The 25,799-nt window shown below is 53.9% G+C and carries 25 protein-coding genes and 1 pseudogene; 19 read left to right on the forward strand and 7 right to left on the reverse strand.

Annotated elements, in window-relative coordinates; translation table 11 throughout:
• Positions 1 to 35: 35 nt before the first annotated feature.
• Complete coding sequence (locus tag A3L08_RS02430; protein ID WP_088853524.1) at positions 36 to 1,502, reverse strand: NAD(P)/FAD-dependent oxidoreductase; 1,467 nt, start codon at positions 1,500 to 1,502, stop codon at positions 36 to 38.
• Positions 1,503 to 1,661: 159 nt separating this feature from the next.
• On the opposite strand from A3L08_RS02430, the gene A3L08_RS02435 reads away from it, so the two are divergent.
• From A3L08_RS02435 to hisS, 5 genes are all read left to right on the forward strand, one after another.
• On the forward strand, positions 1,662 to 2,216 hold the full coding sequence (locus tag A3L08_RS02435) for a CBS domain-containing protein (protein ID WP_088853525.1): 555 nt from the start codon (positions 1,662 to 1,664) through the stop codon (positions 2,214 to 2,216).
• Positions 2,217 to 2,267: 51 nt separating this feature from the next.
• Positions 2,268 to 3,410: a cation:proton antiporter gene (locus A3L08_RS02440; RefSeq protein ID WP_088853526.1), complete on the forward strand. Its 1,143-nt coding sequence runs from the start codon at positions 2,268 to 2,270 to the stop codon at positions 3,408 to 3,410.
• 10 nt (positions 3,411 to 3,420) lie between these two features.
• On the forward strand, positions 3,421 to 4,545 hold the full coding sequence (locus A3L08_RS02445; protein WP_088853527.1) for a cation:proton antiporter: 1,125 nt from the start codon (positions 3,421 to 3,423) through the stop codon (positions 4,543 to 4,545).
• Between the two features lie 101 nt (positions 4,546 to 4,646).
• The gene (locus A3L08_RS02450; RefSeq protein WP_088853528.1) at positions 4,647 to 5,261 is read left to right on the forward strand and encodes a MarC family protein; all 615 of its coding nucleotides are present in this window, start codon (positions 4,647 to 4,649) and stop codon (positions 5,259 to 5,261) included.
• 73 nt (positions 5,262 to 5,334) lie between these two features.
• Entirely contained in the window at positions 5,335 to 6,645 is a 1,311-nt protein-coding gene (gene hisS, locus A3L08_RS02455) for a histidine--tRNA ligase (protein ID WP_088853529.1), read from the forward strand.
• Position 6,646: 1 nt separating this feature from the next.
• Here hisS and A3L08_RS10215 read toward each other — a convergent pair whose 3' ends face one another.
• The 3 genes from A3L08_RS10215 to A3L08_RS02465 all read right to left on the reverse strand — a co-directional run bounded on the left by A3L08_RS10215 (position 6,647) and on the right by A3L08_RS02465 (position 9,912).
• On the reverse strand, positions 6,647 to 6,778 hold the full coding sequence (locus A3L08_RS10215; RefSeq protein ID WP_257789347.1) for a hypothetical protein: 132 nt from the start codon (positions 6,776 to 6,778) through the stop codon (positions 6,647 to 6,649).
• A gap of 158 nt (positions 6,779 to 6,936) precedes the next feature.
• Positions 6,937 to 8,316: an acetyl ornithine aminotransferase family protein gene (locus A3L08_RS02460; protein WP_088853530.1), complete on the reverse strand. Its 1,380-nt coding sequence runs from the start codon at positions 8,314 to 8,316 to the stop codon at positions 6,937 to 6,939.
• 45 nt (positions 8,317 to 8,361) lie between these two features.
• Entirely contained in the window at positions 8,362 to 9,912 is a 1,551-nt protein-coding gene (locus tag A3L08_RS02465; RefSeq protein WP_088853531.1) for an alanine/glycine:cation symporter family protein, read from the reverse strand.
• A 264-nt stretch (positions 9,913 to 10,176) separates the two neighbouring features.
• On the opposite strand from A3L08_RS02465, the gene A3L08_RS02470 reads away from it, so the two are divergent.
• The 7 genes from A3L08_RS02470 (at position 10,177) to A3L08_RS02500 (ending at position 18,518) form a co-directional block, all read left to right on the forward strand.
• Positions 10,177 to 10,473 (forward strand): hypothetical protein, encoded by a 297-nt coding sequence (locus A3L08_RS02470; RefSeq protein ID WP_088853532.1) that lies wholly within the window; start codon positions 10,177 to 10,179, stop codon positions 10,471 to 10,473.
• A gap of 54 nt (positions 10,474 to 10,527) precedes the next feature.
• Entirely contained in the window at positions 10,528 to 13,278 is a 2,751-nt protein-coding gene (gene alaS / locus A3L08_RS02475; RefSeq protein ID WP_088853533.1) for an alanine--tRNA ligase, read from the forward strand.
• Positions 13,279 to 13,481: 203 nt separating this feature from the next.
• A complete protein-coding gene (locus A3L08_RS02480; protein WP_088853534.1) occupies positions 13,482 to 14,714 on the forward strand; it encodes a hypothetical protein in 1,233 nt (410 codons plus the stop codon).
• The gene (locus A3L08_RS02485) at positions 14,715 to 16,268 is read left to right on the forward strand and encodes an ABC transporter permease subunit (RefSeq protein WP_088853535.1); all 1,554 of its coding nucleotides are present in this window, start codon (positions 14,715 to 14,717) and stop codon (positions 16,266 to 16,268) included. It begins immediately after the preceding gene.
• Between the two features lie 4 nt (positions 16,269 to 16,272).
• Positions 16,273 to 17,193 carry an ABC transporter permease subunit gene (locus A3L08_RS02490; RefSeq protein ID WP_088853536.1) on the forward strand — a complete coding sequence of 307 codons (921 nt, stop codon included), beginning with the start codon at positions 16,273 to 16,275 and terminating at the stop codon, positions 17,191 to 17,193.
• A 5-nt stretch (positions 17,194 to 17,198) separates the two neighbouring features.
• Complete coding sequence (locus A3L08_RS02495; protein WP_088853537.1) at positions 17,199 to 18,116, forward strand: ABC transporter ATP-binding protein; 918 nt, start codon at positions 17,199 to 17,201, stop codon at positions 18,114 to 18,116.
• Between the two features lie 33 nt (positions 18,117 to 18,149).
• Positions 18,150 to 18,518: a hypothetical protein gene (locus A3L08_RS02500; protein ID WP_088853538.1), complete on the forward strand. Its 369-nt coding sequence runs from the start codon at positions 18,150 to 18,152 to the stop codon at positions 18,516 to 18,518.
• On the opposite strand, the gene A3L08_RS02505 is transcribed toward A3L08_RS02500, so the two are convergent.
• Positions 18,493 to 19,245: a Nif3-like dinuclear metal center hexameric protein gene (locus A3L08_RS02505; protein WP_088853539.1), complete on the reverse strand. Its 753-nt coding sequence runs from the start codon at positions 19,243 to 19,245 to the stop codon at positions 18,493 to 18,495. The two genes, A3L08_RS02500 and A3L08_RS02505, sit on opposite strands and share 26 nt — an antisense overlap.
• 98 nt (positions 19,246 to 19,343) lie before the next feature.
• Between A3L08_RS02505 and A3L08_RS02510 the strand changes: the two genes are divergently transcribed.
• Positions 19,344 to 21,119: a tRNA uridine(34) 5-carboxymethylaminomethyl modification radical SAM/GNAT enzyme Elp3 gene (locus tag A3L08_RS02510; RefSeq protein ID WP_088853540.1), complete on the forward strand. Its 1,776-nt coding sequence runs from the start codon at positions 19,344 to 19,346 to the stop codon at positions 21,117 to 21,119.
• Here A3L08_RS02510 and A3L08_RS02515 read toward each other — a convergent pair.
• Complete coding sequence (locus A3L08_RS02515; protein ID WP_394335134.1) at positions 21,116 to 21,847, reverse strand: potassium channel family protein; 732 nt, start codon at positions 21,845 to 21,847, stop codon at positions 21,116 to 21,118. The two genes, A3L08_RS02510 and A3L08_RS02515, sit on opposite strands and share 4 nt — an antisense overlap.
• Before the next feature lie 48 nt (positions 21,848 to 21,895).
• A complete protein-coding gene (locus A3L08_RS02520) occupies positions 21,896 to 22,462 on the reverse strand; it encodes an HdeD family acid-resistance protein (RefSeq protein WP_088853542.1) in 567 nt (188 codons plus the stop codon).
• 114 nt (positions 22,463 to 22,576) lie between these two features.
• Here A3L08_RS02520 and A3L08_RS02525 point away from each other — a divergent pair.
• The 6 genes and pseudogenes from A3L08_RS02525 to A3L08_RS02550 all read left to right on the forward strand — a co-directional run.
• Positions 22,577 to 22,696 (forward strand): annotated as a pseudogene (locus A3L08_RS02525) (YkgJ family cysteine cluster protein); the annotation flags it as partial.
• Between the two features lie 113 nt (positions 22,697 to 22,809).
• Entirely contained in the window at positions 22,810 to 23,385 is a 576-nt protein-coding gene (locus tag A3L08_RS02530) for a hypothetical protein (RefSeq protein ID WP_088853543.1), read from the forward strand.
• A gap of 11 nt (positions 23,386 to 23,396) precedes the next feature.
• Positions 23,397 to 23,924: a hypothetical protein gene (locus A3L08_RS02535; protein WP_088853544.1), complete on the forward strand. Its 528-nt coding sequence runs from the start codon at positions 23,397 to 23,399 to the stop codon at positions 23,922 to 23,924.
• Between the two features lie 242 nt (positions 23,925 to 24,166).
• Positions 24,167 to 24,694 (forward strand): YkgJ family cysteine cluster protein, encoded by a 528-nt coding sequence (locus tag A3L08_RS02540; RefSeq protein ID WP_088853545.1) that lies wholly within the window; start codon positions 24,167 to 24,169, stop codon positions 24,692 to 24,694.
• A gap of 97 nt (positions 24,695 to 24,791) precedes the next feature.
• Positions 24,792 to 25,211: a hypothetical protein gene (locus A3L08_RS02545; protein WP_088853546.1), complete on the forward strand. Its 420-nt coding sequence runs from the start codon at positions 24,792 to 24,794 to the stop codon at positions 25,209 to 25,211.
• 59 nt (positions 25,212 to 25,270) lie between these two features.
• A complete protein-coding gene (locus A3L08_RS02550; RefSeq protein WP_088853547.1) occupies positions 25,271 to 25,777 on the forward strand; it encodes a PUA domain-containing protein in 507 nt (168 codons plus the stop codon).
• The last annotated feature ends 22 nt before the right edge of the window (positions 25,778 to 25,799 follow it).

The raw sequence follows: 25,799 nt of genomic DNA on the forward strand, positions 1-25,799 counted from the left end.
TCACCGGAAATAGAAGGGGAGAGTGGGTTAAAAAGCTAATCTTCTAAGGACTCTATGGCGTGCCTCCAGTTCCCGGGCTTCCTGAACTCCCTCTCCGTGTAAAGGCCTTCCTTCTTCAGTATCCCGCGAGCCGCGAGGATTCCAGTCGCGGCCGCGTTAACTATGTCCCTGCTCAACCCAGCACCGTCTCCGGCCGCGAAAATTCCCTCTATGCTCGTCTCGAGGTTCTCATTGACCTCCGCCCGCATCGCGTAGTACTTTATCTCAGGAGCGTAGAGCAGTGTGTGGTCGCTTGCAACTCCTGGGAGAACGCGGTCGAGCTTCTCTAAACCTTCTATGATGTTGGTGACGACCCTATGGGGCAGGGCCATAGCTATGTCCCCCGGCGTGACGTGCTTCAGCGTGGGCTCGACGTCGCTCCTCCTTATCCTCGCCCACGTGCTCCTCCTTCCACGCCTCAAATCCCCGAGCCTCTGGATTATAGGCCTCCCGCCGCCGATGGTCGTTGCCAGTTGCGCTATGCTCCTCCCGTATGCTGTGGTGTCCTCCACCGGCTCGGTCAGCTCTATCCTGCTCAGGAAGGCGAAGTTCGTGTTGTTGCTCTTCTTCCCGTGCATGGAATGGCCGTTTACCCCAACGTAGCCGTCGTAGCGCTCCTCAACGACGAAACCGTTGGGGTTGGTGCAGAAGGTCCTGACAAAATCGTCGTAGGTGTCGGTGTAGATGTGGAACTTGGGATCGTGGTTTATGCTTGTTATCGGCTCCATCACTATGGCCGGAACCTCGACGCGGACGCCGACGTCAATAGGCCCGTGCCTCGCCTTCAGGCCGATCTTTTGGGCAACGTCGTGGAACCACTCCGCTCCACCCCTTCCGGGCGCGACGATTATGTATTTCGCTTTGATCTCGAAGACGTCCTTTCCGCGCTTAACTTTAACCCATCCCCGACCGAACTCCAAGGCTTTAGTCCAGAGAAGGAACTTCACTCCCTTGCTTTCGAGGTGCCTCTTGATGTTGCCTATGACTTCGGGCGTCCTGTCCGAGCCGATGTGCCTCTGAATTATCGGGATGAACTTTACCCCTGCCTGTGCCGCCTTCTGCTCCCAGTAGCGAACCTGCTCAGAGTCTCCCTTGAAAAGATTCCTTGGTGCCTTGTGCCTCAGAAAAATCTGGTCAACTTCCCAGACGAGTTGCCAGGCGTAGTTCTCGTCGTTAGTGAGTTCTCTCAGGTCGCCGCCGATGTCAGGTCTGAGGTTTATCGTTCCGTCGCTCAGCCCGCCGGCACCGCCGACACCGCTCATTATGTGGCAGGGCTGACAGCCTATGCAGTGGCCAAGCTCGTACATCGGGCACTTTCTCTGGTCAACGTCCCCGCCCTCGTCGATAACTAAAATCTTAAAATCGCTCCTTTCCGCGAGTTCGTAGGCCGCGAAAAGCCCTGCCGGGCCGGCTCCAATAATCACAACGTCGTAGACCTTTCCGCTTCCGTTATCAGAAACCATATTTCCCTTGCCGAATTTTGTGGAAGGCCCTTTAAAAATCTTTTGGCAATTTTGTGGTTAAAGTAGTGGGTAAATTCCAGTATTTTTGAGGATTAAATGTTAAAAAATTCCCGAAAGCTTTAAACACTTCCGCGCATTAATGTCTTCCAGTGGAGCGTTATGGAGGACAAAAGTTCAGACAAAGCCAAGAACTCGAAGGCCAAAAAGATACACATAATCCACAGCAAGAGACGGCTCATTCAGATGAAGAGAAAGGAAGAGCTCAGCCACAACATCCGCTACATATCCAAGGTGCCCGTGAAGCTGGTGATGGACACGGAATTTTTGACCCTCCACCCCAACGACTCGCTTTCAAAGCTCATACAACACCTTCGGGGGGAAGAGAGCTCAGCCGTTGTCGTTGATGAGGAGGGAAGACTTCTCGGCTTTATAACGATGAAGGATCTCCTCCACTACTTCGAGCCCCCTAGGAGGTACTCGGTCGTTGGCCTCAACCTTCTGAAGAAGTACTCCCTAAACAGGACATCTAGAGTTGAGGATCTCATGGTCAGAACTCCGGTGACGATAGGGGTTGATGATGACCTCGGAAGGGCCATACAGGTCATGCTGGAGACCGGAAAGCATCATCTCCCCGTGATAGACAAAGAAAGAAAGGTCCACGGCCTCTTGGAGGTTAAAGACATAATTCGTCTCATACGCATAGTCTCAATGTAATCCTTTAGGCAACCTTAGTGGGGTCAGAATAAGTGCACAGGGATGATAATCATGGACGTGTTCCTAGAGCTCGCGCTGATACTGATAGTGGCAAAGCTGTTTGGGTACCTGACCGTTCGCCTCGGCTTTCCAGCGGCCCTCGGCCAGCTCATCGGTGGAATCCTCATAGGACCGTCAGTCCTCGGGCTGGTGGGCTACGACGAGGGAGTAAAGCTCCTGGCGGAGCTGGGAGTCGTCATGCTCCTGTTCTTGGCGGGCCTTGAAACCGACGTCGAGGAGTTCAAGCACGTCGGCGTTCCCGCGTTTATAATAGCCGCTCTCGGCGTCTTCGTGCCCTTTATCTTTGGTTACCTCGGTGCCATGGCATGGGGCTACTCAAACGTCCAGGCCATGTTCCTTGGCGGCATTCTCACAGCTACCAGCGTCGGTCTTACCACCAGCATACTCATGGAGATGAAGAAGCTCCGCACGAGGGTGGGGACGACGATTTTGGCGGCAGCGGTCGTCGACGACGTCCTCGGTATAATAGTGCTCACGATACTGGTAGGTATAAACACCCGCGGGAGCGTCTATGCGAAGGACCTGATGATCATATTCGGTGAGGTCGCGGTCTACTTTGCCCTGGGCCTTCTGGTTGGACATCCAGCCGTTAAAGAGGCCCTCAAAGCCTCGGAAAAAATAACCCTTCCCGAAACTCTAACGGCCGTGGCAATAGCGATAATGCTCATATTCGCCTATCTCGCGGAGCAGTTCCAGATAGCGGGCATAACCGGTGCATACCTTGCCGGAATCCTGGTTGCCAGTACGGAGGAAGCGAGGGAGATAAACAACAAGACAATGACAATAGGCTACTCCCTTTTCATCCCGATATTCCTCGTCAGCATCGGAATAGAGAGTGACGTCCGCGTCCTGGCCCACGCCGGAGTCTTTGCGCTCGTCTACTCGCTCCTGGGAATCCTTGGGAAGATATTCGGCTGTGGCCTGGGAGCATTCGTCTCCCGCTTCAAACCAAGAGAGGCCCTCCAGGTCGGTGTCGGCATGATACCCCGCATGGAGGTGGCTTTGATAATGGCCAACGTCGCCCTGAGAGAGGGCGCATTTGACAGGGGTACTTTCGCCATACCCGTGACCATGGTGGTGATAACGACAATAGTAACGCCCTTCCTGCTGAAGTGGGCGTTTTCAAAGGATTAGGGGCGATAGGATGGAGATAATCCTGCTCATTGCCCTGATGCTGGCGATGGCCAAAATAATGGGCTACGTCTTCGAACGCCTCGGCCAGCCGGTTGTCCTTGGACAGCTCATCGGCGGTTTCATAATGGGGATATTCTTTAATACGGAGCCCGTGATCCAGGAGTTCTCGAACCTGGGAGTTCTAATGCTCCTCTTTTTAGCCGGCCTTGAGAGCGAGCTGGAGGAGTTCAAGCGCGTCGGAAAGCCGAGCGTTATGGTGGCAGGGGTAGGTGTGCTGGTGGCTTTTGCCTTTGGCTTTCTGGCGGCGTATCCTTTTGTAGAGCCCCACGAAGCAGTCCTCTACGGGGCCATTATGACGCCCACAAGCGTCAGCATAACCGTAAAAGTGCTCATGGAGCTCAGGAAGCTCAACACGCGCGAGGGGACGACGATCCTGGCCGCGGCAGTGGTGGATGACGTGCTCGGCATACTGATACTCACGGTGGCTATATCCCTGTTAAGCGAGGGAAGCGTCCACTACTCCGTTCTAGCCGAAATAGTGGCGGAAGTCTCGGCCTTTCTCTTTGTCTTCCTCTATTTCGGCCCCAAATTCGCAGACAGGGCGTTCAGGATAATCTCCAGAATAGACCTTCCAGAGACCAGCACATCCTTCGCGATAATCTTCATGATAGTCTTTGCCGTCCTGGCCGAACACCTCAACCTCGCCTCGATCCTCGGCGCTTACTTAACGGGCCTCGCCCTCGGTCAGAGCTCCCGGAAGAGGGAGATAGTCGAGCACGTAAGCACTCTCGGCTACTCCCTGTTCATTCCCCTGTTCTTCGTCGAGGTCGGCATGAGGGTTGAGCTCGGCTACATTCTCCACGCCGGTTTCTTTGCGGTGGTCTACACCCTGATGGCTGTTGCGAGCAAGGTAATAGGCTGTGGAATGGGTGCAAAGATAGCGGGCTTTGACTGGTTCCCCTCCCTGAGAATTGGGGTGGGCATGATACCGAGGATGGGTGTAGAGCTCGCAATGCTCTCGGTTGCAATGGCGAGCGGCGTCGTTGGCGGCGACGCACTCACGGTGGCAATACTCGTGGTCTTCACGACGACTATAATAACGCCGCCGCTTTTGAAGTGGATGTACTCCAAATAGCTCCGCCAACCGAGTGCTCATCACACATCAGCCAGTGCCGGTCTCGTCATCGCCTTCGAAAGTTGGCATAGCTTTATAAAACCCTCACCGCAGTGTCGAGCATGAGCGAGGTTCTCTCGATACTGAGTTCCGCACTCTTCATGCTCATAATGATAGACCCGAGCGATAAGATACTCCTGGTGAGTTTGCTCAGGGAGGACTTCCACATAGAGGACATAAGGACTCTCATAGTGAGGGCAAACCTCATAGGCTTCCTTCTGCTCTTCCTGTTCGCGATCTCCGGCCAGATAATCCTCCAGGAGATATTTCACATCGACATAAACGCCCTCCGCGTTGCGGGAGGCTTCGTCCTGTTCAAGATAGGCCTTGAAGCCCTTGAGAGCGGCGGCATGATGACCCTCAAGAAGGAGAAGAACATTCTTGCCCTGGCGGCAGTTCCGGTGGCGACGCCCCTAATCGCCGGTCCGGCGGCGATAACAACCGCGATAACCCTCACCGCGGAGAAGGGCCTCTACCACGCCACAGCGGCAATATTGCTGGCCATAATATTCACTGCCCTCACGATGTTCATAACCCTCTACCTCATCAAGAACGTCAGCAAAACCACGCTCGGCGTCTTCATCAGAATAATCGGTATGTTCACGATGGCCATAGGAGCCCAAATGATGGTGCAGGGGGTCATAGGCATATACCTTCTCATGACCGCCGCCACCTGACTTCCCAGATTGACAACTCCAGCTGGGCTAACCTTTTAACCCCTTCCGCTTTTTCCCGAGAGGAGGGTTGAGAATGAAGAGGCTCGAGAAGGTTAAGGGAACGCGAGACCTTTTGCCTGAAGAGATGGCGAAGAGGAGATGGGTCTTCGAGAGAATCCGCGAGGTTTTCGAGCGGTATAACTTTCACGAGGTTCTCACGCCGACCTTTGAGTACACCGAGCTCTTCAAGCTGAGGAGCGGTGAAGAGGTCGTCGAGCAGCTCTACGCCTTCGACGACAAGGGCGGCAGAAACCTCTCTCTGAGACCGGACATGACCTCAAGCGTGGCAAGGCTCTTTGTAAACTCCTTCCAGAACGCCCCGAAGCCGATAAAGTGGTACTACATGGCCAACATGTTCCGCTACGAGGAACCCCAGAGCGGCAGGTACCGGGAATTCTGGCAGGCAGGGGTTGAGCTCATCGGGAGCGATAAGGTCGAGGCCGATGCGGAGGTCATAGCGCTCTTCGTTGAGAGCTACCTCGCGACAGGTTTAGAGGACTTCACTGTCAACATTGGCGACCGCGTTCTCCTCGACGAGTTCGCCAAGATGCTCGGGATTGAGGACGACATAGGCCTGATGAGGCTCATAGACAAGAAGGACAAGATGAGCAGGGAGGATTTTGTTGGAGCGCTTAAGGAGTTCGGTTTGAGCGAGGAGGGAGTTGAGAAGGTCCTCGCGCTGGTGGAGATAAAGGGCCTTCCAGATGAGGTTCTCCCCAAGGCTGAGGAGCTGTTCACGAGCGATGAAGCAAAAGCGGAGGTAGCCAGACTCTACGAACTCGTTGACCTTCTCGAAGCATACGGCGTCTCCAAGTGGATAAGGATAGACCTTGGAATTGCGCGTGGTTTTGACTACTACACGAGCATAGTCTTTGAGGCCATAGCACCGAACGACCTTGGAATCGGCTCTATCGGCGGTGGAGGGAGGTACGACAACCTCATAGAGGTCTTCGGTGGGAAGCCGACGCCAGCCACTGGCTTCGCCATAGGAATAGAGCGTCTCATCCCCATCCTCGAGTGGAAGGGTCTTATCCCTGAGCCAAAGCTCAGGCCGGACGTCTACGTTGTCCCCATCGGGAAGGACGCCGAAGTCAAGAGGGCCGCGGTTGAGGTAGTTACGGCCCTCAGGGAGGCCGGCGTGAAAGCGGACTACGAGCTCACCGGTAGAAAGCTCGGCAAGGCCCTTGACTACGCCGGGAGGCTCGGCGTGCCTTACGTCGTCCTCATCGGAAAGAGGGACCTCTCGGAGGGCAAGGTAACCGTAAGGGACATGGACAGCGGCGAGCAGAAGGCGGTTGAGAGGGAGAAGGTTGTAGAGGAAATCCTGGGGCTGCTGGGGTTTTAACTCAGCCCCTCTTTTCAAGCTTGAACTCTCTCGCTTTTCTCTTCATCCTCCACTCCTCGAACTTCCTGACGAAGGGACACTTGGAGCGCCATCGCAGATAAGCATTTCTTAGTATCTTCATAATGACCGCCATGTAAGCTTTGGGGGACTGTTAATAAAGGTTCTGGGTTCTCACCAGTGCTGGAGTGGAATAACCGATGGGTTGTTGGACACCGACGGTGGAGGGACGGTAAGAAAAAGAAGGCAGTGGGTTGCTTTAGCTGGCCCAGTGGCTCTCTCCGTAAATAAAAATCAGTGCCACGTCACAGTCCTGTGGGTGACTCTACCCGCCAGTGCGTCTTTCAGGGCAGTCTCCATTATCTCAACGCCCTTCTCGGCAAGCTCCTCAGTTATCACGAGCGGTGGCGTTATCCTGATAACGTTCCCAAACATGCCGTAGCTCGGGAGGATTAGGCCGAGCTCGAAGGCGCGCCAGCATATCTTTCCTGTCAGCTCCGGGTCCGGCTTTCCGTCGGGCTTCACTATCTCCGCCCCTATCATCAGTCCCTTCCCGCGGACGTCGCCTATGACCTCATACTCTTCTTGCATCTCCCGCAGGCGCTTCTGGATGAACTCTCCGACGCGAAGGGCGTTGCCGAGGAGGTCTTCCTCCTCGATTATCCTCAGCGTAGCGTAGGCCGCCGCCGAGATCACTGGGTTCGCCGCTGGAGTAAGCAGCGCCGAACCGCTAGTCATCTCCATAAGTTCGCCCCTTCCGATGACGCCACTCATCCCCATGCCGCTGGCGACGCCTTTTCCGAAGGCTACCAAATCAGGCCTAACCCCGAACCACTCACTCGCAAACCACCTGCCAGTTCTCCCGATTCCGGTCTGGACCTCGTCCATGGCGAGCAGAATCCCGTGCTCGTCGAGGAGCTTCTTTAGCTCGACGAAGAAGTTCTCCGGTGGCACAACTATTCCGGCATCGCCCTGTATCGGCTCGGCTATTAAAACGGCAGTTTCGTCAGGAGGCACCACATGAGCGAAGATGTAGCTCTCCATGTAGTCGAGGAAGTGGTTTATCAGCTCGTCGGGCTCTTCATACCCGTCTATTCCCCAGACGTTCCTGTAGGGGTTTGGATAGGGTACCCAGACGACGTTGGGAACGAGCGGAGAGAAGCCCCTCTTCTGGGAGCTCTGAAAGGCAGCTATCGAGGTCGCCCCATAGGTCTGACCGTGGTAGGCCCCTATGAACGCCACTATCCAGGGCTTTCTCGTGGCGAAGCGCGCTACCTTCATAGTCAAATCCAGCGCGTCGCTCCCGCTGAGGCCGAAGAGGATTTTTGGGCTATCTACAGGGGCCCTTTCGGCCAGTATCTCCGCCACCTCTATGGCTCTCTTGCTGTAGGTGTAGCCTATCATTGAGTGCTGGATTTTGGCAACCTGCTCCTGGACTTCTTTCACGAGCCTTGGGTGGGCGTAGCCAGTCGATGCCGCCGCGGCCCCGGCCAGGAAGTCTATGAAGACGTTCCCATCGACGTCCTCTATGAGGGCCCCGTAGCCCCTCTCGGGGACGACCGGAAAGAGCTTGACTCCAAGGCCCGAAGAAACGACGCGCTTTTCTCTTTCTATCATCTTCCGCGCCTTTGGTCCGGGAGGTTTTACAACGATTTTTGGGTACTCAGAAGTCATTTTCATCACCTCAAATTGGCAAGTGAGTAAAAGAGAAAAGAAAGCTCACGGGTTCGCCGCTACGAACTCGTCTGTCTTCTTCTTGACGTACCACGAGAGGACGAGCAGGCCTATGAGGTTCGGTATTGCCATCAATCCGTTCATCATGTCCGAGAAGTTCCAGACCGTTTCGAGCTTCGTCACAGCACCTATGTAGATGAAGACGACGAAGAGCAGGTTGTAGATCATGTGAAGCTTCGGGTAGAGCCTGGCGAACTTCTCGGGGTCCTGCTCAAGCCACTTGGCGAGGTACATGACGTTCTGCCTGCCGTAGAACGACCAGGCCAGTATCGTCGAGTATGCGAAGAGAATTATACCTATTGCGACCATTATCTCTCCGGCGTGGCCGAAGGCCGCTGCAAAAGCAGCCTGGGTCAGCGGAGCTCCGTTGAGATCAGGGTTCGTGTATACTCCGGTAACAACTATCGAGACTCCTGTGAGGGTACAGATTATCAGGGTATCGATGAACGGACCGAGCATCGCGACGTGAGCCTGCCTTGATGGGTGGTCTGTCTTAGCGGACGCGTGGGCTATTGTAGCAGTACCGAGACCGGCCTCGTTGGAGAACAGACCCCTCTTGACACCCCAGAGGACGACCTGGCCGATGGCTCCCCCTGCGACTGCCTGCCCCGTGAATGCGTCCTTGACAATGAGGGCGAAGGCCGAAGGCAACTTCCCCGCGAACTTTATCCAGACCCCAATGGCGAAGAGGAAGTAGACTATTGCCATAAAGGGCACGAGCATCTCCGCAACCTCGCCGATCCTCTTGATACCGCCGATTACGACTATGAATGTCAGCACCGCCAGTACCAGACCGGTGACCCACATCGGAACGTTGAAGGCTGTCCTTATTGCATCCGCGACGGAGTTGGACTGGGTCATGTTTCCTATTCCAAAGGCCGCTATCGAGGCGAAGAGGGCGAAGAGTATTGCTAGAACCTTTCCGAGCGTCGGGTAGGCGTCGTCCTTCAGGAGGAACAGTCCCAGGATGGCGAAGAGTATCGCGACTATTATCGCCCCTATCTGGGTTGCACCGCTAATTTGGGTTGCATCATAGCCAATGAACACCGCGAAGAGCAGGGTGAAGATGGCCGCGAGGTACTTTCCCGTCTTGGGGATGTTCTCCATCGCAAAGCCCTTCTCAAGGAAGTTGAAGGTTCCGCCGATCTGGGTTCCGTCTGGGAGCTTGTCCCTGAAGGCGACACCTAGCAGTCCCTCGGAGTACCTCGTGGCCATACCGACCAGCGCGGTTATCCACATCCAGAACAGCGCACCGGGGCCACCGAAGTGGATAGCCGTCGCGACACCGGCGATGTTTCCAATACCTACCGTTCCTGAGATAGTTGCCATCAATGCCTGAAACGGAGTGATGTCTCCCTCTCCGGTCTTCTTCCTGCCCTCGAAGAGGGTAAAGCGGATAGCCCAGCCTAGGCGCCTGAACTGTATTGCCTTTAGAATCGCCGTTAGGAGCAGGCCGGTGCCCAGCAGCAGCACTATCATGGGGATGCCCCAAACTTCCCCATCGAGCCAGTTTATGAAGTCCACAATGGCGCTCATTCTCAACACCCCTCAGTTTAACAGAGGACGTTGATAGACGTTAATGTTCTTCTACCACGTACACTGTCTATTAGACACGTTAACGGTACATCTATGTCCTTTTATCCTTTTAAAGTTTAGTTTGCTATTAACAAAAGAGAATTCTTTCATGTTTAGAAAAGTTTCACAGATGCAAAGGCTTATGAGGCTTTGACCACAAAACCCTGAGGGATGATGAGTCTGGAGCCCCCTGAGCGGTGAGGAGGTTTCGCGGGGCTGACCGAGATGATAAAGGATCGCATCTGTCGGGAATACCTTGAGGAGATTGAAAGGCTCGAACGCTCAGTAGTGGAGCTCGAGGAACAGATAAACGAGCTGAAAATGCAGCTCCGGCTCAAGGTGGACGAGGCCAACAGTCTCGCCGTCGAGAACGCCAGCTTAAGGCACAAGCTCGAGCTGATGGAGAAGCGCGAGAGGGCGCTCATCAATCTCCTCCGGTCCCTCAAGGTTCCCCTCGTTCTCATCGATGAGGAGCGCTTTGAGGACGTTGAGGTCGACCTCGGCCCGGACTCGAAGGAATGAGAAAACCTTAATAGACCTACCCCGTTTTCTACTTCAACTTAAGAGGTGAGGATTATGAGCATGGACATGACAACCAGGATGTTTAAGGAAGAGGGATGGATAAGAAAGCAGTGTCCCAAGTGCGGGAAATTCTTCTGGACGCTCGACCCCGATAGAGAGACCTGCGGCGACCCCCCGTGTGACGAGTACTCATTCATTGGAAAGCCCGGAATTCCAAAGAAGTACACGCTCGACGAGATGCGCGAGAAGTTCCTGAGCTTCTTCGAGAGGAAGGGCCACGGTCGCGTTAAGCGCTACCCAGTTCTTCCGAGATGGCGTGACGACGTTCTCCTCGTTGGGGCCAGCATAATGGACTTCCAGCCGTGGGTCATAAGCGGCGAGGCAGACCCCCCAGCGAACCCGCTCACGATAAGCCAGCCCTCAATAAGGTTCACCGACATAGACAACGTCGGAATAACAGGCAGGCACTTCACGATATTCGAGATGATGGCCCACCACGCCTTCAACTACCCGGGCAAGCCGATTTACTGGATGGACGAGACCGTTGAGCTTGCCTTCGAGTTCTTCACCAAGGAACTCGGAATGAAGCCCGAGGACATAACCTTCAAGGAGAACCCGTGGGCTGGCGGAGGAAACGCTGGCCCGGCATTTGAGGTGCTTTATCGCGGTCTGGAAGTGGCTACGCTCGTTTTCATGCAGTACAAGAAGGCCCCTGAAAACGCCGACCCGAGCCAGGTAGTTGAAATAAAGGGCGACTACTACGTCCCGATGGAGACGCGCGTCGTTGACACAGGCTACGGCCTTGAGAGGCTCGTGTGGATGAGCCACGGCACTCCAACGGCCTACGACGCGGTCCTTGGCTACGTTATCGAACCGCTTAAGAAGATGGCAGGTGTTGAGAAGATAGACGAAAGGATTCTGATGGAGAACTCCAGATTAGCTGGAATGTTCGACATAGAAGACATGGGCGACCTTCGCTATCTGAGGGAGCAGGTGGCAAAGCGCGTCGGCATAAGTGTCGAAGAACTTGAGAAAGCGGTAAGGCCCTACGAGCTCATCTATGCCGTAGCTGACCACACCAAGGCCTTAACATTCATGCTCGCCGATGGAGTGATTCCGTCTAACGTCAAGGCCGGCTACCTCGCGCGCCTGCTCATCAGGAAGAGCATAAGGCACCTCCGCGAGCTCGGCCTTGAGATACCGCTCGCTGAAATCGTGGCTATGCACATAAAGGAGCTTTCCCCGACGTTCCCGGAGTTCAAGGAGATGGAAGAGGTTATCCTCGACATAATCAACGTCGAGGAGAAGCGCTACCAGGAGACGCTGAAGAGGGGAAGCGACCTCGTGAAGCGCGAAATAGCGAAGCTCAAGAAGAAGGGCATCAACGAGATACCGCTGGACAAGCTCATCCTCTTCTACGAGAGCCATGGACTCACGCCCGAGATAGTGGCTGAAGTGGCGCAGAAGGAAGGTGTCAAAGTCGAGATACCGGACAACTTCTACACCCTCGTCGCCAAGCAGGCCGAGAAGACCGAGAAAACCGAGAAAAAGACGGCTGGAGAATACGTCGTTGACTTCGAGCTGGTGAAAGACCTCCCCGACACGAGAACGCTCTACTATGAGGACCCGTTTATGAAAGAGTTCGACGCCGAGGTTCTCAAGGTCATAGACGGCTGGGTAGTTCTCAACCAGACGGCCTTCTATCCGGAAGGCGGAGGCCAGCCCTACGACACGGGCGTTCTGGTGGTTGATGGCGAGGAAGTCAAGGTTACAAACGTCCAGAAGGTTGGAAAGGTCATCCTGCACAAGGTCGAGAGGCCGGAGCTCTTCAAGGAAGGGGCCAAGGTTCACGGAAGGCTCGACTGGGACAGGAGAATCCAGCACATGCGCCACCACACCGGAACGCACGTCCTCATGGGCGCACTCGTCCGCGTTTTAGGAAAGCACGTCTGGCAGGCCGGTTCACAGCTCCACACCGACTGGGCCCGCCTGGATATATCCCACTACAAGCGCATAACCGAGGAGGAGCTGAGAGAAATAGAGCGCCTCGCCAACAGGGTTGTGATGGAGAACAGGAAGGTCACCTGGGAGTGGCTTCCGAGGACGGAGGCAGAGCAAAAGTACGGCTTCCGCTTATATCAGGGTGGAGTCGTTCCGGGAAGGGTTATCAGGGTTCTTAAGATAGAGGACTGGGATGTGCAAGCGTGCGGTGGAACGCATTTGCCCAACACCGGCCTGATAGGCCCGATAAAGATTCTAAGGACCGAGAGGATACAGGACGGTGTTGAGCGCATAATCTTCGCCGCCGGAGAGGCTGCCATAAACTGGATGCAGGAGACCGAGAGGATACTCAAGAAGACCGCAGAGATATTCCGCGTGCCGCCTGAGAAGGTGCCTGAGACGGCCGAGAGGTTCTTCAACGAGTGGAAGGAAGCGAGGAAAGAAGTCGAGAAGCTGAGGAAAGAGCTGGCGAAGCTCCTCGTCTACGAGCTGGAGAACGAGGTCGAGAGGGTTGGAGAAATCGAGTTCATCGGCAAAGTGGTCGAAGGGACGATAGACGACCTCCGCGAAGCCGCCAACAAGCTCAGGAAGGATAAGCGCGTTATCGTCCTCATCACCAGAGAGGGGCACTTCGTCGTTGCGGTCGGAGACGGCCTCGATCTCAAGGCCGGCGAGCTGGCGAAGGTAATAACGAGCGTCGCAGGTGGCGGCGGTGGCGGAAGGAAAGAGCTTGCCCAGGGAAGAATCAAGAATCCGCTCAAGGCCGAGGAGGCCATTGAAGAGGTGAAGAAGAGGCTCGGCTGATTGCTTGTGAATTTACATTTTTTGAAAACCCCGCCCTATTGATGGGCGAGGGTAGATATACGATATTCTTTTAAACCTCCCTTCTAACTTTGTCCGATGGAAATGAAGGACGGTGTTAGAATAGTCTGCGAGTTCTTCAACAGTAGGGGGAGAGCCTTCCTTAGTCAGCGGAGATTTTCCGGAGCATAAGAAGGTGAGATAAAATGAGAGCCCTGCTGAAGATAGAATCACGTCGTCTTTCCCTCTCCGTTCTAATCGCCTTAGTCCTCACGTCCATCACCCTGCTCGCCGACGTGGAAATTTCCCCGATAGTTCCGTACATCGTTCTCGGTTTTCTCCTCTCCTCGGTTTTTCCTGCCGGCCTGTCCTACGGTCTCGAGTTAATCCTTTCGAAACCTCTGAAAAGGATTGAGCTGTTCGCGGGCTTTCTGCTCTCGCACCTGCTCTTAGCTCTTATCGTGGCCCTTCCGGCACTCGTGAAGCCCACAGCGTTCCTCTACGCAATTTTTGCTCTCCCGTTTCTTCCATTGGACTATCTAACAGGCCTCCTCCTGAAGAACCCAAGGAAAACCTTCCTCGTCGGCACTTTGGTTTTTCTGATTCTCACGTTCTTGCCCACGGGTTACGTAGATATGAAGGTTCAAAACGATGCCCAGAAAGCCCTCGGAATCGAGACCCTGGCAGATTATGAGGCCAAGAAGGCCGAGTATTCCTCCCTCGTTTATACCCTTGAGCGGAAGTACGGCAACTACGCCTTTTTCTCTCCTGGAGTTCAGCTCGAACTCTTTGCCAGGGATCTGGATGTTGGGGATAAAGAAGACGCCCTGCTCAGGGCCGGAATCGCCCTCGGTTTCACCGTCATCCTACTTGCGCTGTCCATCATTCCATTCCTCCGCTTCGAGCCGGGGGAGTTCATCAGGCCTTCAATTCCGGCCTTGTATCTAAGGCCCCTGCCCTGGTGGATCAGAAAGGAAATCGCGGGTCTGTGGGCCTCGCGGGCTTTCTTTGTGTTCTTAATAGTTCTCCTCCTGCCGGTTGACAGAATAACGAAGGCTTTCTTCGCCCTATTTCTGCTTCCCCTGTTGGTAATCGAGGTGCTATCCGAAAACCCCATTTTGATCCTCAGCAAACCGGTGAGGAGAGCATATCTGATAAGGCGTTTCCTCGTGGTTTTAGGGCTATTCGCCCTTTTCACGCCCGTCCTGGGTTTTTCCCTTGCAGTGGTGTCCTTTACAGCAACGGTTATCTTTTTGACGGGCCTCTTCAGCAGGAAGCTGGCACTCGCTCTCTTGCCGTTCTTCGCCCTCATCATCAGCCCCGCCCTTCAGGAAGGATCCCAATTAGTGGCCCTTCTGTTCATGACCCTCACCCTTCCGTTCATTGCCCTGGCTTACCTGCGCGCGATTAGAATGGAACTGGGTAGATGGGGGGGTTAAATGAAGAAACCGGGGGTAATGAGCCGGCTAAACGGTCAGTGGATAGCGCTTGTCCTGATTTCCCTCTTCCCGGCTATAGGGGTCGAGATAGACGTTCACAGGTTCACCATCCATTATCCCAACATACCTCCTGAAGAGCTCGGCCACCTGATAACGGCGGACCTGCTCACCAAGTGGCTTCCGAATTTCATCAGGTTCCTCCTCATACTAGTCCTGCTGATAATCCTCCTCTCGCGCTTCGGCTCGGACTTCGAGCGGGGGAACGTCGTCCTGATGCTCTCAAAACCCATCACGAGGAGGCGCTATTTCCTGGGCCGGAGCCTTGAGGGGCTAAAGCTCGCCCTAACATCCGCCCTGGGAATTGTACTCTCGGGAGCGCTCGCGATGTTTGCTCACGGCTTCGAAGTTAGGGACTACCTCATAGGCTCGCTCACACTCTCGCTCTCGCTGGTCGGTGTAATCGGAATCGCCCTGCTCCTCCTTCCCCTCGCGACCTCCCGCGACTCCGGGGTCTTCCTTGGGCTTGGGGCGTTCGTTGCTCTCCTTCTCCTCGGAAAATCTGATTACCCGTTCATCCCTACGGTTTACCTTGAAAAGGTTCTGTCAATAGGGGACTCCGTCTCAATCTTTTATCGCGCCGTTGGTGAGCTGTTGGCCCTGTGCGTTGCGCTCTCGCTCGCAGGAATGGAGCTTTTCAGGAGGAGGGAGCTGAGGAATCCCGAGTTGCTCTCTGCACCAGGCGTTTCCATCTCCCCCTGCGGGCTTTACGGCGTTTTCCTTGGGCTGAGCCTTCAGAGCAGGCGATTTATCGCCTTCGTCGCTTTTACGGGCCTGATGGCTTTTCTGAACAAAGGCACCCTCGACCAGTATTACACCAGCCACGGCATCCCAGGCCTCCTCAATGCCGTGATCCAGGCCTTCAACAGCCCCTTCCTGCCCTTCGTGGTTCTGCCCCTCGGGGCGCTCTCGATTGGCTCCGCAATTGAGAACGGCACCGTCAGGGTTCTCCTGAGCAAGCCGATGAAGAGGAAAAACTTTTTCCTCGGGATGCTCCTCAGTGATATATTCGCTGTCTTCATTGGAACGGCTTTCTACGTGACCCTTATCGTTGCCTACGCCCTGCACTTGAGTGCTCCCTTAAGCAGAACCCTCGAACTCGGCCTTACCTTTGGCTCCCTCCTTTTCCTCTCGCTCCTCCAGTACCTGGCCCTCGGCTACCTTCTGTCAGCTTTCATGAGGGGAAGGAAGGCACTTCTCCTCTCGCTGGTTCTGGCCTTTCTGCTGGCCTTTGCCGTACCCCTCTCGGTCATCGCGGCATCGGCTTCGGCAGGGAATTCCTTCATCGACGTATTGACCCAGAACTCCCTTCCGGTGCCGAGCCCCAACCTGCACTACACTGTACTTACAATGGCCGTTTCCCCGAAGAGGAGCCTTCTTCCAAAGTCCCCCGCCGAGGTTCTCAACTATCCCGGCAACCTGGCGGTGCTGGTCGTACCTACTGTTGCATACCTCGCAATCTCATGGCTCAAGTTTAGGAAAACGGACCTGAGGTGATAGCATGTGGGGATTCGAGCTGGAGTTGAAGAAAAGCATTAGAACGAAGAAGTTCTGGCTGATATTAGTTTTGATTTTGCTGATCTACGTAATGGCCTTCAGGGAGGTAAAAGACAACCTTGAGGGGGCCTCTGACCCCCAGGGAGTCCTCCTGACGAGCCTGGTCGGCTACATAGCGGTAAGCGCGTTCCTCTTCATCGGTGTCTACGCCCTCATGGCGGGAGCAACGGGGATTAACTCAGACCTTGAAAACGGAACCCTCAGGGTGGCCCTGAGCAAGCCTCTTGGCAGGGGCTCCTACCTAATCGGCAAGTTCCTTGGTCAAAGCGTCAGCATAGTGGTTGCAATGGTCTTCGCCACCCTCCTGTCCTTTGTCGTAACAAAGCACTACGGCCTCTCCCTCAGCGGGAAGCTTGCCCTTGACCTCGCCCTGGCCAACGGTCTGGTTCTCTTGGCCATGCTCCAGCTTTTAGCCCTCGGCCTGCTAATTTCAACCTTCGTCCGCTCCCCGAACACCGCCTTAGGACTGGCCCTCGTGTTGTTCTTCGTCACGGGTCTTGTGGCCCCTCAGATCGTTGATGGGTGGGCAGAGGACAGGGCTGACAAGGAGTTTGGACTTCATGAGAGGGGAGACTTCACGAAGCTTTCGCCTGAGCAGAGAACGGCCTACCGGGAACGCCTTGGCGAGCTTTACAGGGAGTATCACCTGAAGTACCTCTTCTACGTCCCGCAGGTTCTCATGCTTGATATCATCAGCGGCGTTGAGACGAGTAAGTTCAACGAAGACGGCACGTATACCATCGAGTACCTTGGACTCAGGCATGCGATATCGGAGAACCCAGCTCAAACGGGGGTGATAGCGGCACTTATCCCCGTTTACCTCGCGCTGGCCCTCATCAGGTTCAAGAGGATGGATTTGAGGTGATGGTGATGCTGAGGATTGAGAAACTCGTTAAGGTTTACAAGGACGTTAGGGCCTTGGACGGCCTTAGCCTTGAGGTCAAGCCCGGCCAGGTTTACGGTTTCCTCGGCCCAAACGGTGCTGGAAAAAGCACCACGATCCTAAGCACCCTCGGCCTGATCTTCCCCCAGGAAGGGCGCATAGAACTTTTCGGAGAGGAAGTCTTCAGGGATGGGAAGTTTGACGAGGGTAGGCTCGTTAAGGTCAAAGCCAGAATTGGGTACATGCCAGAGCACGCCACACTGTGGGACTTTTTGACCCCGGTTCAGACGCTGGACACCATTGCCGACGCGTTTAAAATCCCAAAGGCTGAGAAGGAGAAGCGGATTAACGAGCTTCTCGACCTTGTCGGTCTCAAGGATGCAAGGAACAAGAAGGTGGGCAAGTTCTCGAAGGGCATGCGCCAGAGGCTTCTCTTAGCTCAGGCTTTGATCAACGACCCCGAGCTTTTAATCCTCGACGAACCGATGAGCGGTCTTGACCCCAAGGGCATTGCGGAGTTCAAGGACATCATCAGGGAGCAGAAGAAGGCCGGAAAGACCGTCTTCTTCTCCAGCCACATCTTAGCCCACGTCGAAGAAGTCTGCGACACCGTCGGAGTAATAGTCAAGGGCAAGCTCCGCTTGGAGGACAGCATTGAGAACATCAAGAAAGAGTTCCTGAAGAAGGCTGGCTACACAATACTCATTGAGACGAACAAGCCTGTGGATTGGCGTTCAGCGGAATTAAGCGTGACTTCACTCGGCGAGAACAAGTACCGCGTTGTTGCTTCGAGGGACGTTAGGGAGGAGATTCACGACTACGTTGCCTCCCAAGGCGCGAAGGTTCTAACAATGCAGGTGAAAGAGCCAAGCCTCGAGGAAATATTCCTAAAACTTGTCGAGTAGGTTTTTTTAACTTCCACTCCTTTCTTTTCTGAGGTGTCCAAAATCAAGGTCAAAACCCTAACGCGTGAAATCGTCTCCCTGGCGGAAGGACTAGGCCTGAAGGCCGTTCCCGAGTACAGAACGCCCGACGGCACGCGGATAGACATAGCCGTTCTCAACGGAGAGAAAAAGCTCCTCGCGATAGAGCTTGAGGCGTCCTTCAAGTGGTTTCCGCAGAGGCTGCTCTACGACGTGGTTAAGGCCCACAGGGCTGGCTTTCCCGAGCTGTGGGTCATAACTCCCTTCCGAAACACCAAACCGGGTTGGGTTTTGAACTACGCCAGGGAGATTGGAATCGGGTTGCGGATTCTAAAGGAAAAAGAAGTCATAGAGGAATTCAGAGTCCTGTTGGCTCGTCTATGAAGAAGGCGTCAAGCCCAAAGCGCCCCTTTAAAAGCCCCATGAGGGCCTTTACTCCAAGCGTCTCCGTCTTGTAGTGCCCCGCCACGAGGACACTCTGTGGAAGATCAATAGCCGTTAAGTAATCGGCGTGCCCGAACTCACCGGTTATGAGGAGGTCAATTCTCTTCCTCCAAGCCTCCTCAAGGGCGAATGCTCCAGCTCCGCTGACCGCACCGACGGCTTTAATCTCCCTCTCCCCGAATTCATACGTCTTAACAGTCGTGTCGAGCTTCTCCGCTATTACCTGCGCGACCTTCTCAATAGGCTGCGGTTCATCGAACTCGCCCCAGTAGCCTATCGACAGTCCTCTGTATTCTCCGAACGAACCCTTTGGCTCCAAACCGAGCAGTTTCAGCAGTTCAACGTTGTTTCCAACCTCAGGGTGGGCGTCCAGCGGGAGATGAGCGACGTATAGGTTCAGGCCGCTTTCAAAGAGGGCCTTTAAACGTTTGTAGTGCACCCCAGTGATGTAGTTCAGTCCGCCCCATATCATTCCATGGTGGACGATTAGCATGTCCGCTTTTGCTTTTGTGGCCCTCTCGATGGTTTTCAGCGTTGTGTCAACGGCAAAAGCGACCCTCTCAACGTCCTCCTTCCCCTCCACCTGGAGTCCGTTGCTCGACTTGTCCGGATAGGCAGAAATCTGAAGGTACTCATCAAGAAAGGCAACGAGTTCATCGCGGTTCATCTTCTCACCCCTATTCATCTGGTGAATTATTCACTAACTGGATATGCCCGGCAAACCCTTTTAAAACCGCCCCCTAAGCTGGGTCGGGAGTGAAGAATATGAACGGTGAGGACTTCAAAAAGGCAGTTGAGGAGATAGCGAGGGCTGTCCTGTCTGGCGAGATAAAGAGCAGAGAAGAGCTCAACCGCTACAAGATTATTGTATCCCGGAAGTATCACCTCTCAAAGATTCCCGGTAACTCGGAGGTACTCAAGGCTATTCCAGAGGAGGAGCGCGAGCGCTTTAGGGAGCTCCTCAAGAGGAAGCCGACGAGGACGATAAGCGGTGTCGCCGTTGTGGCTATGATGACCAAGCCCTTCCCCTGTCCTCATGGGCGTTGCATCTACTGCCCCGGCGGACCGGCAATTGGTTCTCCGCAGAGCTACACGGGAAAGGAGCCTTCGGCTTTGAGGGCAGTCCAGAGCGCTTATCATCCTTACATCATTATGATGCGCCGCCTCAAACAGCTCACTGACATCGGCCATGACGTCGATAAGGTTGAGGTGATAATCCAGGGAGGAACCTTCCCGGCGGTCGACCTTGATTACCAGGAATGGTTCGTCAAGTGTGCCTTCAAGGCAATGAACGACTTTCCGCACTTCAGGGACATCGAGAACCTTGAGGAGAAGCTCGTACGGCTGATTGTTAAGAGAGACGAGTCGGTTTTTGAGGAGGATCCGAAATTCAAAGAGGCCTGGCTTAAAACGCACAGGAGGCCCTACTACTACCTCGAGGAGGAGCAGAGGAAGAATGAAAAGGCTAGGGTCAGGATGGTTGGTTTAACCATAGAAACGCGCCCGGACTGGGCCTTCGAGAGGCAGATAGACAGGATGCTCCGCTTTGGGACTACCAGGGTTGAATTGGGCGTCCAGACGGTCTTCAACTTCATCCACGAGAGGACCAAGAGGGGCCACGGCGTTGAGGAAATAATCAAAGCCACCCAGCTCCTCCGCGATGCTGGTTTGAAAATCAACTACCACATAATGCCCGGTTTGCCTGGAAGCAACTTCGAGAGGGATCTGCACACCTTCAGGGCCATCTTCGAGGACCCGCGCTTCAGGCCCGACATGCTCAAGATATACCCGACGCTGGTCACCGCAGATGCGCCGCTCTACCGCTGGTGGAAGGAAGGCAAATACAGGCCTTACACTACCGAGGAGGCAGTTGAGCTTCTCGTCGAGGCTTACAAGTACTTCCCCAAGTGGGTTAGGGTAATGAGAATCCAGCGCGACATACCGGTCCAATTAATCGTTGATGGGGTTAAGCACTCGAACCTCGGCCAGCTCGTCTTCAACGAGCTGATTAAGCGCGGCATAAGGCCGAGGGAGATTCGCTTCAGGGAAGTGGGCCACCAGATGGAGAAGTTTGGAGTTGAGCCTGAGGTCGAGCACATAAAGCTCCTCCGCGAGGACTATGACGCCGCTGGCGGAAGGGAAATCTTCCTCAGCTTCGAAGACATCAAAAACGACATCCTCATCGGCTTCATCCGCCTAAGGATTCCAAGCGAAAAAGCCCCCAGGAAGGAGATAAACTGTTGTCCCTCAGCTATAGTCAGGGAGCTCCACGTCTACGGCCCGCTCGTTCCGATAGGCGGAAAGCCCCGCTATGAGTGGCAACACAGAGGCTACGGCAGGGAGCTTTTAAGCGAGGCGGAGAGGATAGCCAAAGAGGAGTTCGACGTGAAGAAGATGCTCGTCATAAGCGGCGTTGGCGTGAGGGAATATTACAGGAAGTTCGGTTACAGGAAGAACGGCCCATACGTTGCTAAGAAGCTCGATAAAGGCTACGCTGACTACAAAAAGAGCAAAGATTTTGACGCACACTTGAACACTTAAGTGTTTGCCATTATCTCTTCCTCTGTTCTCCTTAGCTCTGCCTTCTTGATGGCTTCCTCATGCTCCCTCTCGCCCTTGCTTCCCTTCAGTCTCTCGGAGAGATTTATCAGGGCTTCCTCAGGGCCGTAGCAGATGAGCAAGTCTCCAGGGAGTATGACTGTGTCCCCCTTTGGGGCACCAAGGTAGACCTCGCCCTTCTCGGTCTTTCTATATATTCCTAGCACAAGGATTCCTTCTTTGTCAAGTTCAAGCTCCCTTAGAGTCTTGTTTGCGAGCCAGCTGTTTCTCTTGACCCTTATCTGGGATATGGAATAGCCCTTCGTTATGCCGAGTAGCTGGCTGTAGTCGTAAACCCTCAGCTCGGGGAAAGCCCTTGCCAAAAAGCGCTTTATCCAGCGCCTCATCCAGCGTTCAATCCTCTTGGACGTGAAGATGAGGTAAAGGAGGATCAAGCTCAGGCCGAGAATTGAGATGGAGGTTATAGTCTCGTTCCTGCTCTTGCCGGCAAAGGCCATGACGAGGGTTGCTATGGCAGATGTAATCCCCGCGCTCCCAAGGAATATTAGAACCCTGATTATCTTCCTCCTGACGGGGTGGGAAACAACGTATTCACTCTCGCTTGTCGTGAAACCTGTACCAGAGAAAGCCGACTGGGCTTGGAAGGCGGCAATGTCCCTTGATAGGCCTGTCATTTCGAGGGCTATCGCGCCTATTCTGACTATGATCATTGAGAGGGTTATAACTAAAATAAGGGAAACGAGTGCCAGCAGTGGGCCTCACCCCGTGGATGGGTTTTTCTGTCCTTGGGTGTGCTCCATTTTTGCACTTAAAGCTATCGCAATGAAGTTGAGCCCGCTCATTATCAGGTCAACCGACACGAAGAGTCCAACTGCCCAGAGGCCTGACCAGGGCCACTGAATAACTATCATGAATCCCAGGAGGATTGTAAGGAAACCTGAAAGCGTCATAAGGGCCCACTGGCTGATGTCTTTGTTCTGAAGGGCCACTCCAATCCTTATCGCTCCGATGGTTATCAGCGAGAAGCCAAGAACCAGCGTCAAAATCGTCGTTGCCAGTACCGGGTTTTCAAGTGTCGCTATACCGCCTATTACGTATATCGCACCCATAATGATGTGGAGAGTTCTGCTCTTCCAGTCCTTGGTCTTCGTGATTCCCTGGATAACCTGCAGTGCTCCGCCAACGACCATGAAGGCACCGAAGATTGCCACGCTCGTTATTGTCAGCAGAGGCAGTATCATTAATCCCGCAAAGCCCAGGGTCGTGAAGATTATCCCCAGACCCAGCATCCATATCCAGTTCTTCTTTACCTCTCCATACTCCATTATCCCACCCCCAAATTTTTTCACAAAAAGTTTCTTTATTGGCTTAAAAATTTTTCTGTGGTTGAGTAACTAAAATTTCGGCAAACTTATAAGCGCTTCGTCTGACCTAAGACCATGCGTTTCAAACCTAAACCCTTTATCGAGCCCGTGCCGTTCAAATGCCTCTACTGCCTAGACTGCTGTCGCGGAAGACACGTCTATCTAACGCTGAAGGACATTGAGAGGATAGCCAGAGACCTCAACACATAGTCCTGCGGATCCCTTAACTTGCTTTTATAAAACTCCAACTTTTTCATCCTCGTAAAACTTTTAAACAGGAACGGACAACTTCAAGCCAGGGGGTCTTAATGGGGAAGAATGGTAAACCCCGTCTCTCATACGAAACGAGCTTTAGGATCAAGGTCGGTCTCCTCGCGGTTATCTTTGGGATCGCCATATTCATGACAGTTTACTATCCCCTGATCTCGCATGAGGTGGATCCTTTTCGTGTGTCCTCCCCAAAGGGGCAGATACTCCTCGCCAAGAACTTTTCCATGATGGGAGTAAATTACACCAACGTCGTTCCTTTCACGGCCGAGAACAACGCCCTCGTCCTCGGAGGAAAGGACGAGATGGAGGATACCCTCACCATCAAGATTTCCACGCCGGGATGGTGCGCTGACCTTTGGATCTGGGGAGGCTCCTCCAGCGGTTGGACAAGAAAGTACGAGTGTTTGAGGGAATTTCCCCTGAGCAAGTACGCGTTCAACAGGGTCCCAACCCGCGAGGCCAAGGAGATAGTCAGCTGGAACCTTGAGAAGGGATACATAATAGTCTTCCACAAGAACAGCCCGGTTCAGAACTACGAGCTGGTGAACTTTACAGTGACCTACGGAGAAAGAACCGACTGGGGCGCCTTCAAGGTTGCAGTTAAAAGTTCCTGAGGTGCTGTGAGATGAAGATTTCCTACGAGACATCATTCAGGCTCAAGGTGCTCGCCATAGCAGTTCTCTTCGGGCTGATCATCTTTTACTTGGTCTACTACCCCATAATCTCCCACAATCCCGTGCCCTACGGGGTAGCGTCTCCAAGGGGCCAGATACTGCTCATGCAGAACATAACCCTAGGCGATTTCAGCTGGAATAACGCCGTGGACCTTTACAACAACCTTGTCCTTAAGGGGGACGAGGACTACAGCGATTACGTGGTCGTTAGACTCACCACGCCGGGGTGGTGCATGGATGCGGTGGTCTGGGACGGGACGAAGTACACTAAAAGGGCAAGCTGCGTCCGTGAGGTCACGATATCGAGATACACCTTCCGCATACCTCCCGGTTCCTACTGGTACCTCGATGGCTCCTACCACCTGATACTCTACAAGCCAGAGGGAACTCCCGAAAACTACGAGCTGGTGAACTTCACAGTGACCTACGGGCCGAAATCTGACTGGGGCGCCTTCAAGGCCACCTATCCAAAGAAATAATAAAAAAAGAGTGCCTTAGAAGCTGAGCTCCAAACCTAGAGCTCCGGTTCTTCTTCATAGACATGGCTCTCCAGGAGGTTACGAAGCTCGCCCCCACGACGAAGATTCAGATAACCACACCCCACTCAGGTCAGTTGGTGGGCATCACGGCGTCGATGAGCAGGAACATGAAAAGGATTCATTGCACAAATCTGTACAATGACGGTTCGATGGCTTTTTAACCCCGGCGTGGAATGGTTTCCATGCGCTTCAAACCCAAACCCTTTACCGAGCCCGTGCCGTTCAAATGCCTCTACTGCCTAGACTGCTGTCGCGGAAGACACGTCTATCTAACATTAAAGGATATAGAGAGAATCGCCCGGAAGGGTCACGACCCCCAGGACTTCGTAACCTTCTCGGTCGAGGGCAACCAGATACGCTTCGTCCTTGCGGTGAGGGAGTGGGACCTCGGCTGCGTCTTCCACGACCCGGAGACAGGGAAGTGCAAGATACACGACGCCAACCCGATAATCTGCAGGATCTACCCGTTCATGGTCTCACGTAAGCCGCTCGGCGTCGAGGGCGAGAAGCCCTTCGAGTACAAAGGCCAAACACTGTGGCTCTACTACGACGAGAGCTGTCCCGGAATAAACGCCGAAGAGCCGGAAACGGCGATAGACCCGGAGGAGATAGCAGAGCTGGGCCTTGAATTTGAGAGAGAGTTCGAGAGGACGGACATGGAGGGTTTTGTGGAGCTGATAGAGCGGCTTGAGATAACGGAAACTAAGTGACCCATAGAAGCAGTGTCTTGTCCCAAGCACTCTCGTGTTAAGGGGACTTCAAAAAGTTTAAATCCCCACCTATTGATTTACCCATTGGTGGGGTACTATGGTCTCATTCGAGATCCGAGACGGAAAACTGATCATAACCTTATGGGACTCAGCTGACATGGACATTATTTCCGCTTTAGATCAACAAATGTCGAGTGAATTTTCTTGGTGCTATAAGGTCGTCCGTATTGATGGCGAAATTAGCAAGAAACCCATTTTTAGAGACGACACCTGTGACGAAGAATGTCCGGTTTATGGATTTAGCCCCTTGGAACTCACTTACTTGGGAAAATCTGGAAATACTGGCATTGCATGGGGTGGAATAAAATCTGTGGAGGCTGGACCATTGACCTTGTGGGTCGATGACGATAGGAACCTTGTTGTTTCACTTAACAGAACTGAACATCGACAAGTTAGGCTGGATATGCCGTTGCCAATAGAGAGATTCACGGTTATAGTCCTACGAAAGGTTGAGTAAGTAAGAGTGTTAAAACGTTTTCGTTTTCTTTTTAAGTATCGCCTGATGAAGTGGATACTATGGAGCGAGAACTTAAATACCGCCGCGCCTCTGCCTGGGAGTACGACCTAATCCTCCGTGAGGCTGAGAAGTACGGCGAGCTTAGACACCACACCTTCGCGGTGGTTGAGGGCCGCTTTAGGGACGTCTACGCGGTGAACGAGAGGGTCTGGCGGGAGATAGAGGGCCTCAAAATGAAGCCCTACGCCTACGGCACCTTCGTCGGCACGATAAAGGTGGATAAGAATCTGGTGGAGAAGTTCTACCCCAACGTTGAGTTCTTCTACTTTGTTGATGTTCAGAAGAACTACGCAGTCCTAACTCCCAAGGCGGGCTTTCTTTTCACAACCGGAAAGGACGTCCCGAGAAGCGGCGTGCGCTCTTACAACTGGCAGGGCACCAAGAAGCTCGTAATCTACGACGAGAACGGTATAATCCTCGGCATAGGTAGAATAAACCCCGAGAGCAGGAAAAAGTTCATTCTGAACGTCACCGACATCGGAGAGTTCATCCGGAGGAACCGCTGACTTTTCTCACCAGACGTAACCT

The organism is Thermococcus pacificus (genome assembly GCF_002214485.1).
GTDB classification, from domain to species: Archaea; Methanobacteriota_B; Thermococci; order Thermococcales; family Thermococcaceae; genus Thermococcus; species Thermococcus pacificus.

Excerpts from the sequence above, each read along its gene's own strand:
- A3L08_RS02430 (WP_088853524.1), bottom strand. The coding sequence starts at position 1,502 with ATGGTTTCTGATAACGGAAGCGGAAAGGTCTACGACGTTGTGATTATT.
- A3L08_RS02435 (WP_088853525.1), top strand. The coding sequence starts at position 1,662 with ATGGAGGACAAAAGTTCAGACAAAGCCAAGAACTCGAAGGCCAAAAAG.
- A3L08_RS02440 (WP_088853526.1), top strand. The coding sequence starts at position 2,268 with ATGGACGTGTTCCTAGAGCTCGCGCTGATACTGATAGTGGCAAAGCTG.
- A3L08_RS02445 (WP_088853527.1), top strand. The coding sequence starts at position 3,421 with ATGGAGATAATCCTGCTCATTGCCCTGATGCTGGCGATGGCCAAAATA.
- A3L08_RS02450 (WP_088853528.1), top strand. The coding sequence starts at position 4,647 with ATGAGCGAGGTTCTCTCGATACTGAGTTCCGCACTCTTCATGCTCATA.
- hisS (WP_088853529.1), top strand. The coding sequence starts at position 5,335 with ATGAAGAGGCTCGAGAAGGTTAAGGGAACGCGAGACCTTTTGCCTGAA.
- A3L08_RS10215 (WP_257789347.1), bottom strand. The coding sequence starts at position 6,778 with ATGGCGGTCATTATGAAGATACTAAGAAATGCTTATCTGCGATGGCGC.
- A3L08_RS02460 (WP_088853530.1), bottom strand. The coding sequence starts at position 8,316 with ATGACTTCTGAGTACCCAAAAATCGTTGTAAAACCTCCCGGACCAAAG.
- A3L08_RS02465 (WP_088853531.1), bottom strand. The coding sequence starts at position 9,912 with ATGAGCGCCATTGTGGACTTCATAAACTGGCTCGATGGGGAAGTTTGG.
- A3L08_RS02470 (WP_088853532.1), top strand. The coding sequence starts at position 10,177 with ATGATAAAGGATCGCATCTGTCGGGAATACCTTGAGGAGATTGAAAGG.
- alaS (WP_088853533.1), top strand. The coding sequence starts at position 10,528 with ATGAGCATGGACATGACAACCAGGATGTTTAAGGAAGAGGGATGGATA.
- A3L08_RS02480 (WP_088853534.1), top strand. The coding sequence starts at position 13,482 with ATGAGAGCCCTGCTGAAGATAGAATCACGTCGTCTTTCCCTCTCCGTT.
- A3L08_RS02485 (WP_088853535.1), top strand. The coding sequence starts at position 14,715 with ATGAAGAAACCGGGGGTAATGAGCCGGCTAAACGGTCAGTGGATAGCG.
- A3L08_RS02490 (WP_088853536.1), top strand. The coding sequence starts at position 16,273 with ATGTGGGGATTCGAGCTGGAGTTGAAGAAAAGCATTAGAACGAAGAAG.
- A3L08_RS02495 (WP_088853537.1), top strand. The coding sequence starts at position 17,199 with ATGCTGAGGATTGAGAAACTCGTTAAGGTTTACAAGGACGTTAGGGCC.
- A3L08_RS02505 (WP_088853539.1), bottom strand. The coding sequence starts at position 19,245 with ATGAACCGCGATGAACTCGTTGCCTTTCTTGATGAGTACCTTCAGATT.
- A3L08_RS02510 (WP_088853540.1), top strand. The coding sequence starts at position 19,344 with ATGAACGGTGAGGACTTCAAAAAGGCAGTTGAGGAGATAGCGAGGGCT.
- A3L08_RS02515 (WP_394335134.1), bottom strand. The coding sequence starts at position 21,847 with ATGATCATAGTCAGAATAGGCGCGATAGCCCTCGAAATGACAGGCCTA.
- A3L08_RS02520 (WP_088853542.1), bottom strand. The coding sequence starts at position 22,462 with ATGGAGTATGGAGAGGTAAAGAAGAACTGGATATGGATGCTGGGTCTG.
- A3L08_RS02530 (WP_088853543.1), top strand. The coding sequence starts at position 22,810 with ATGGGGAAGAATGGTAAACCCCGTCTCTCATACGAAACGAGCTTTAGG.
- A3L08_RS02535 (WP_088853544.1), top strand. The coding sequence starts at position 23,397 with ATGAAGATTTCCTACGAGACATCATTCAGGCTCAAGGTGCTCGCCATA.
- A3L08_RS02540 (WP_088853545.1), top strand. The coding sequence starts at position 24,167 with ATGCGCTTCAAACCCAAACCCTTTACCGAGCCCGTGCCGTTCAAATGC.
- A3L08_RS02545 (WP_088853546.1), top strand. The coding sequence starts at position 24,792 with ATGGTCTCATTCGAGATCCGAGACGGAAAACTGATCATAACCTTATGG.
- A3L08_RS02550 (WP_088853547.1), top strand. The coding sequence starts at position 25,271 with ATGGAGCGAGAACTTAAATACCGCCGCGCCTCTGCCTGGGAGTACGAC.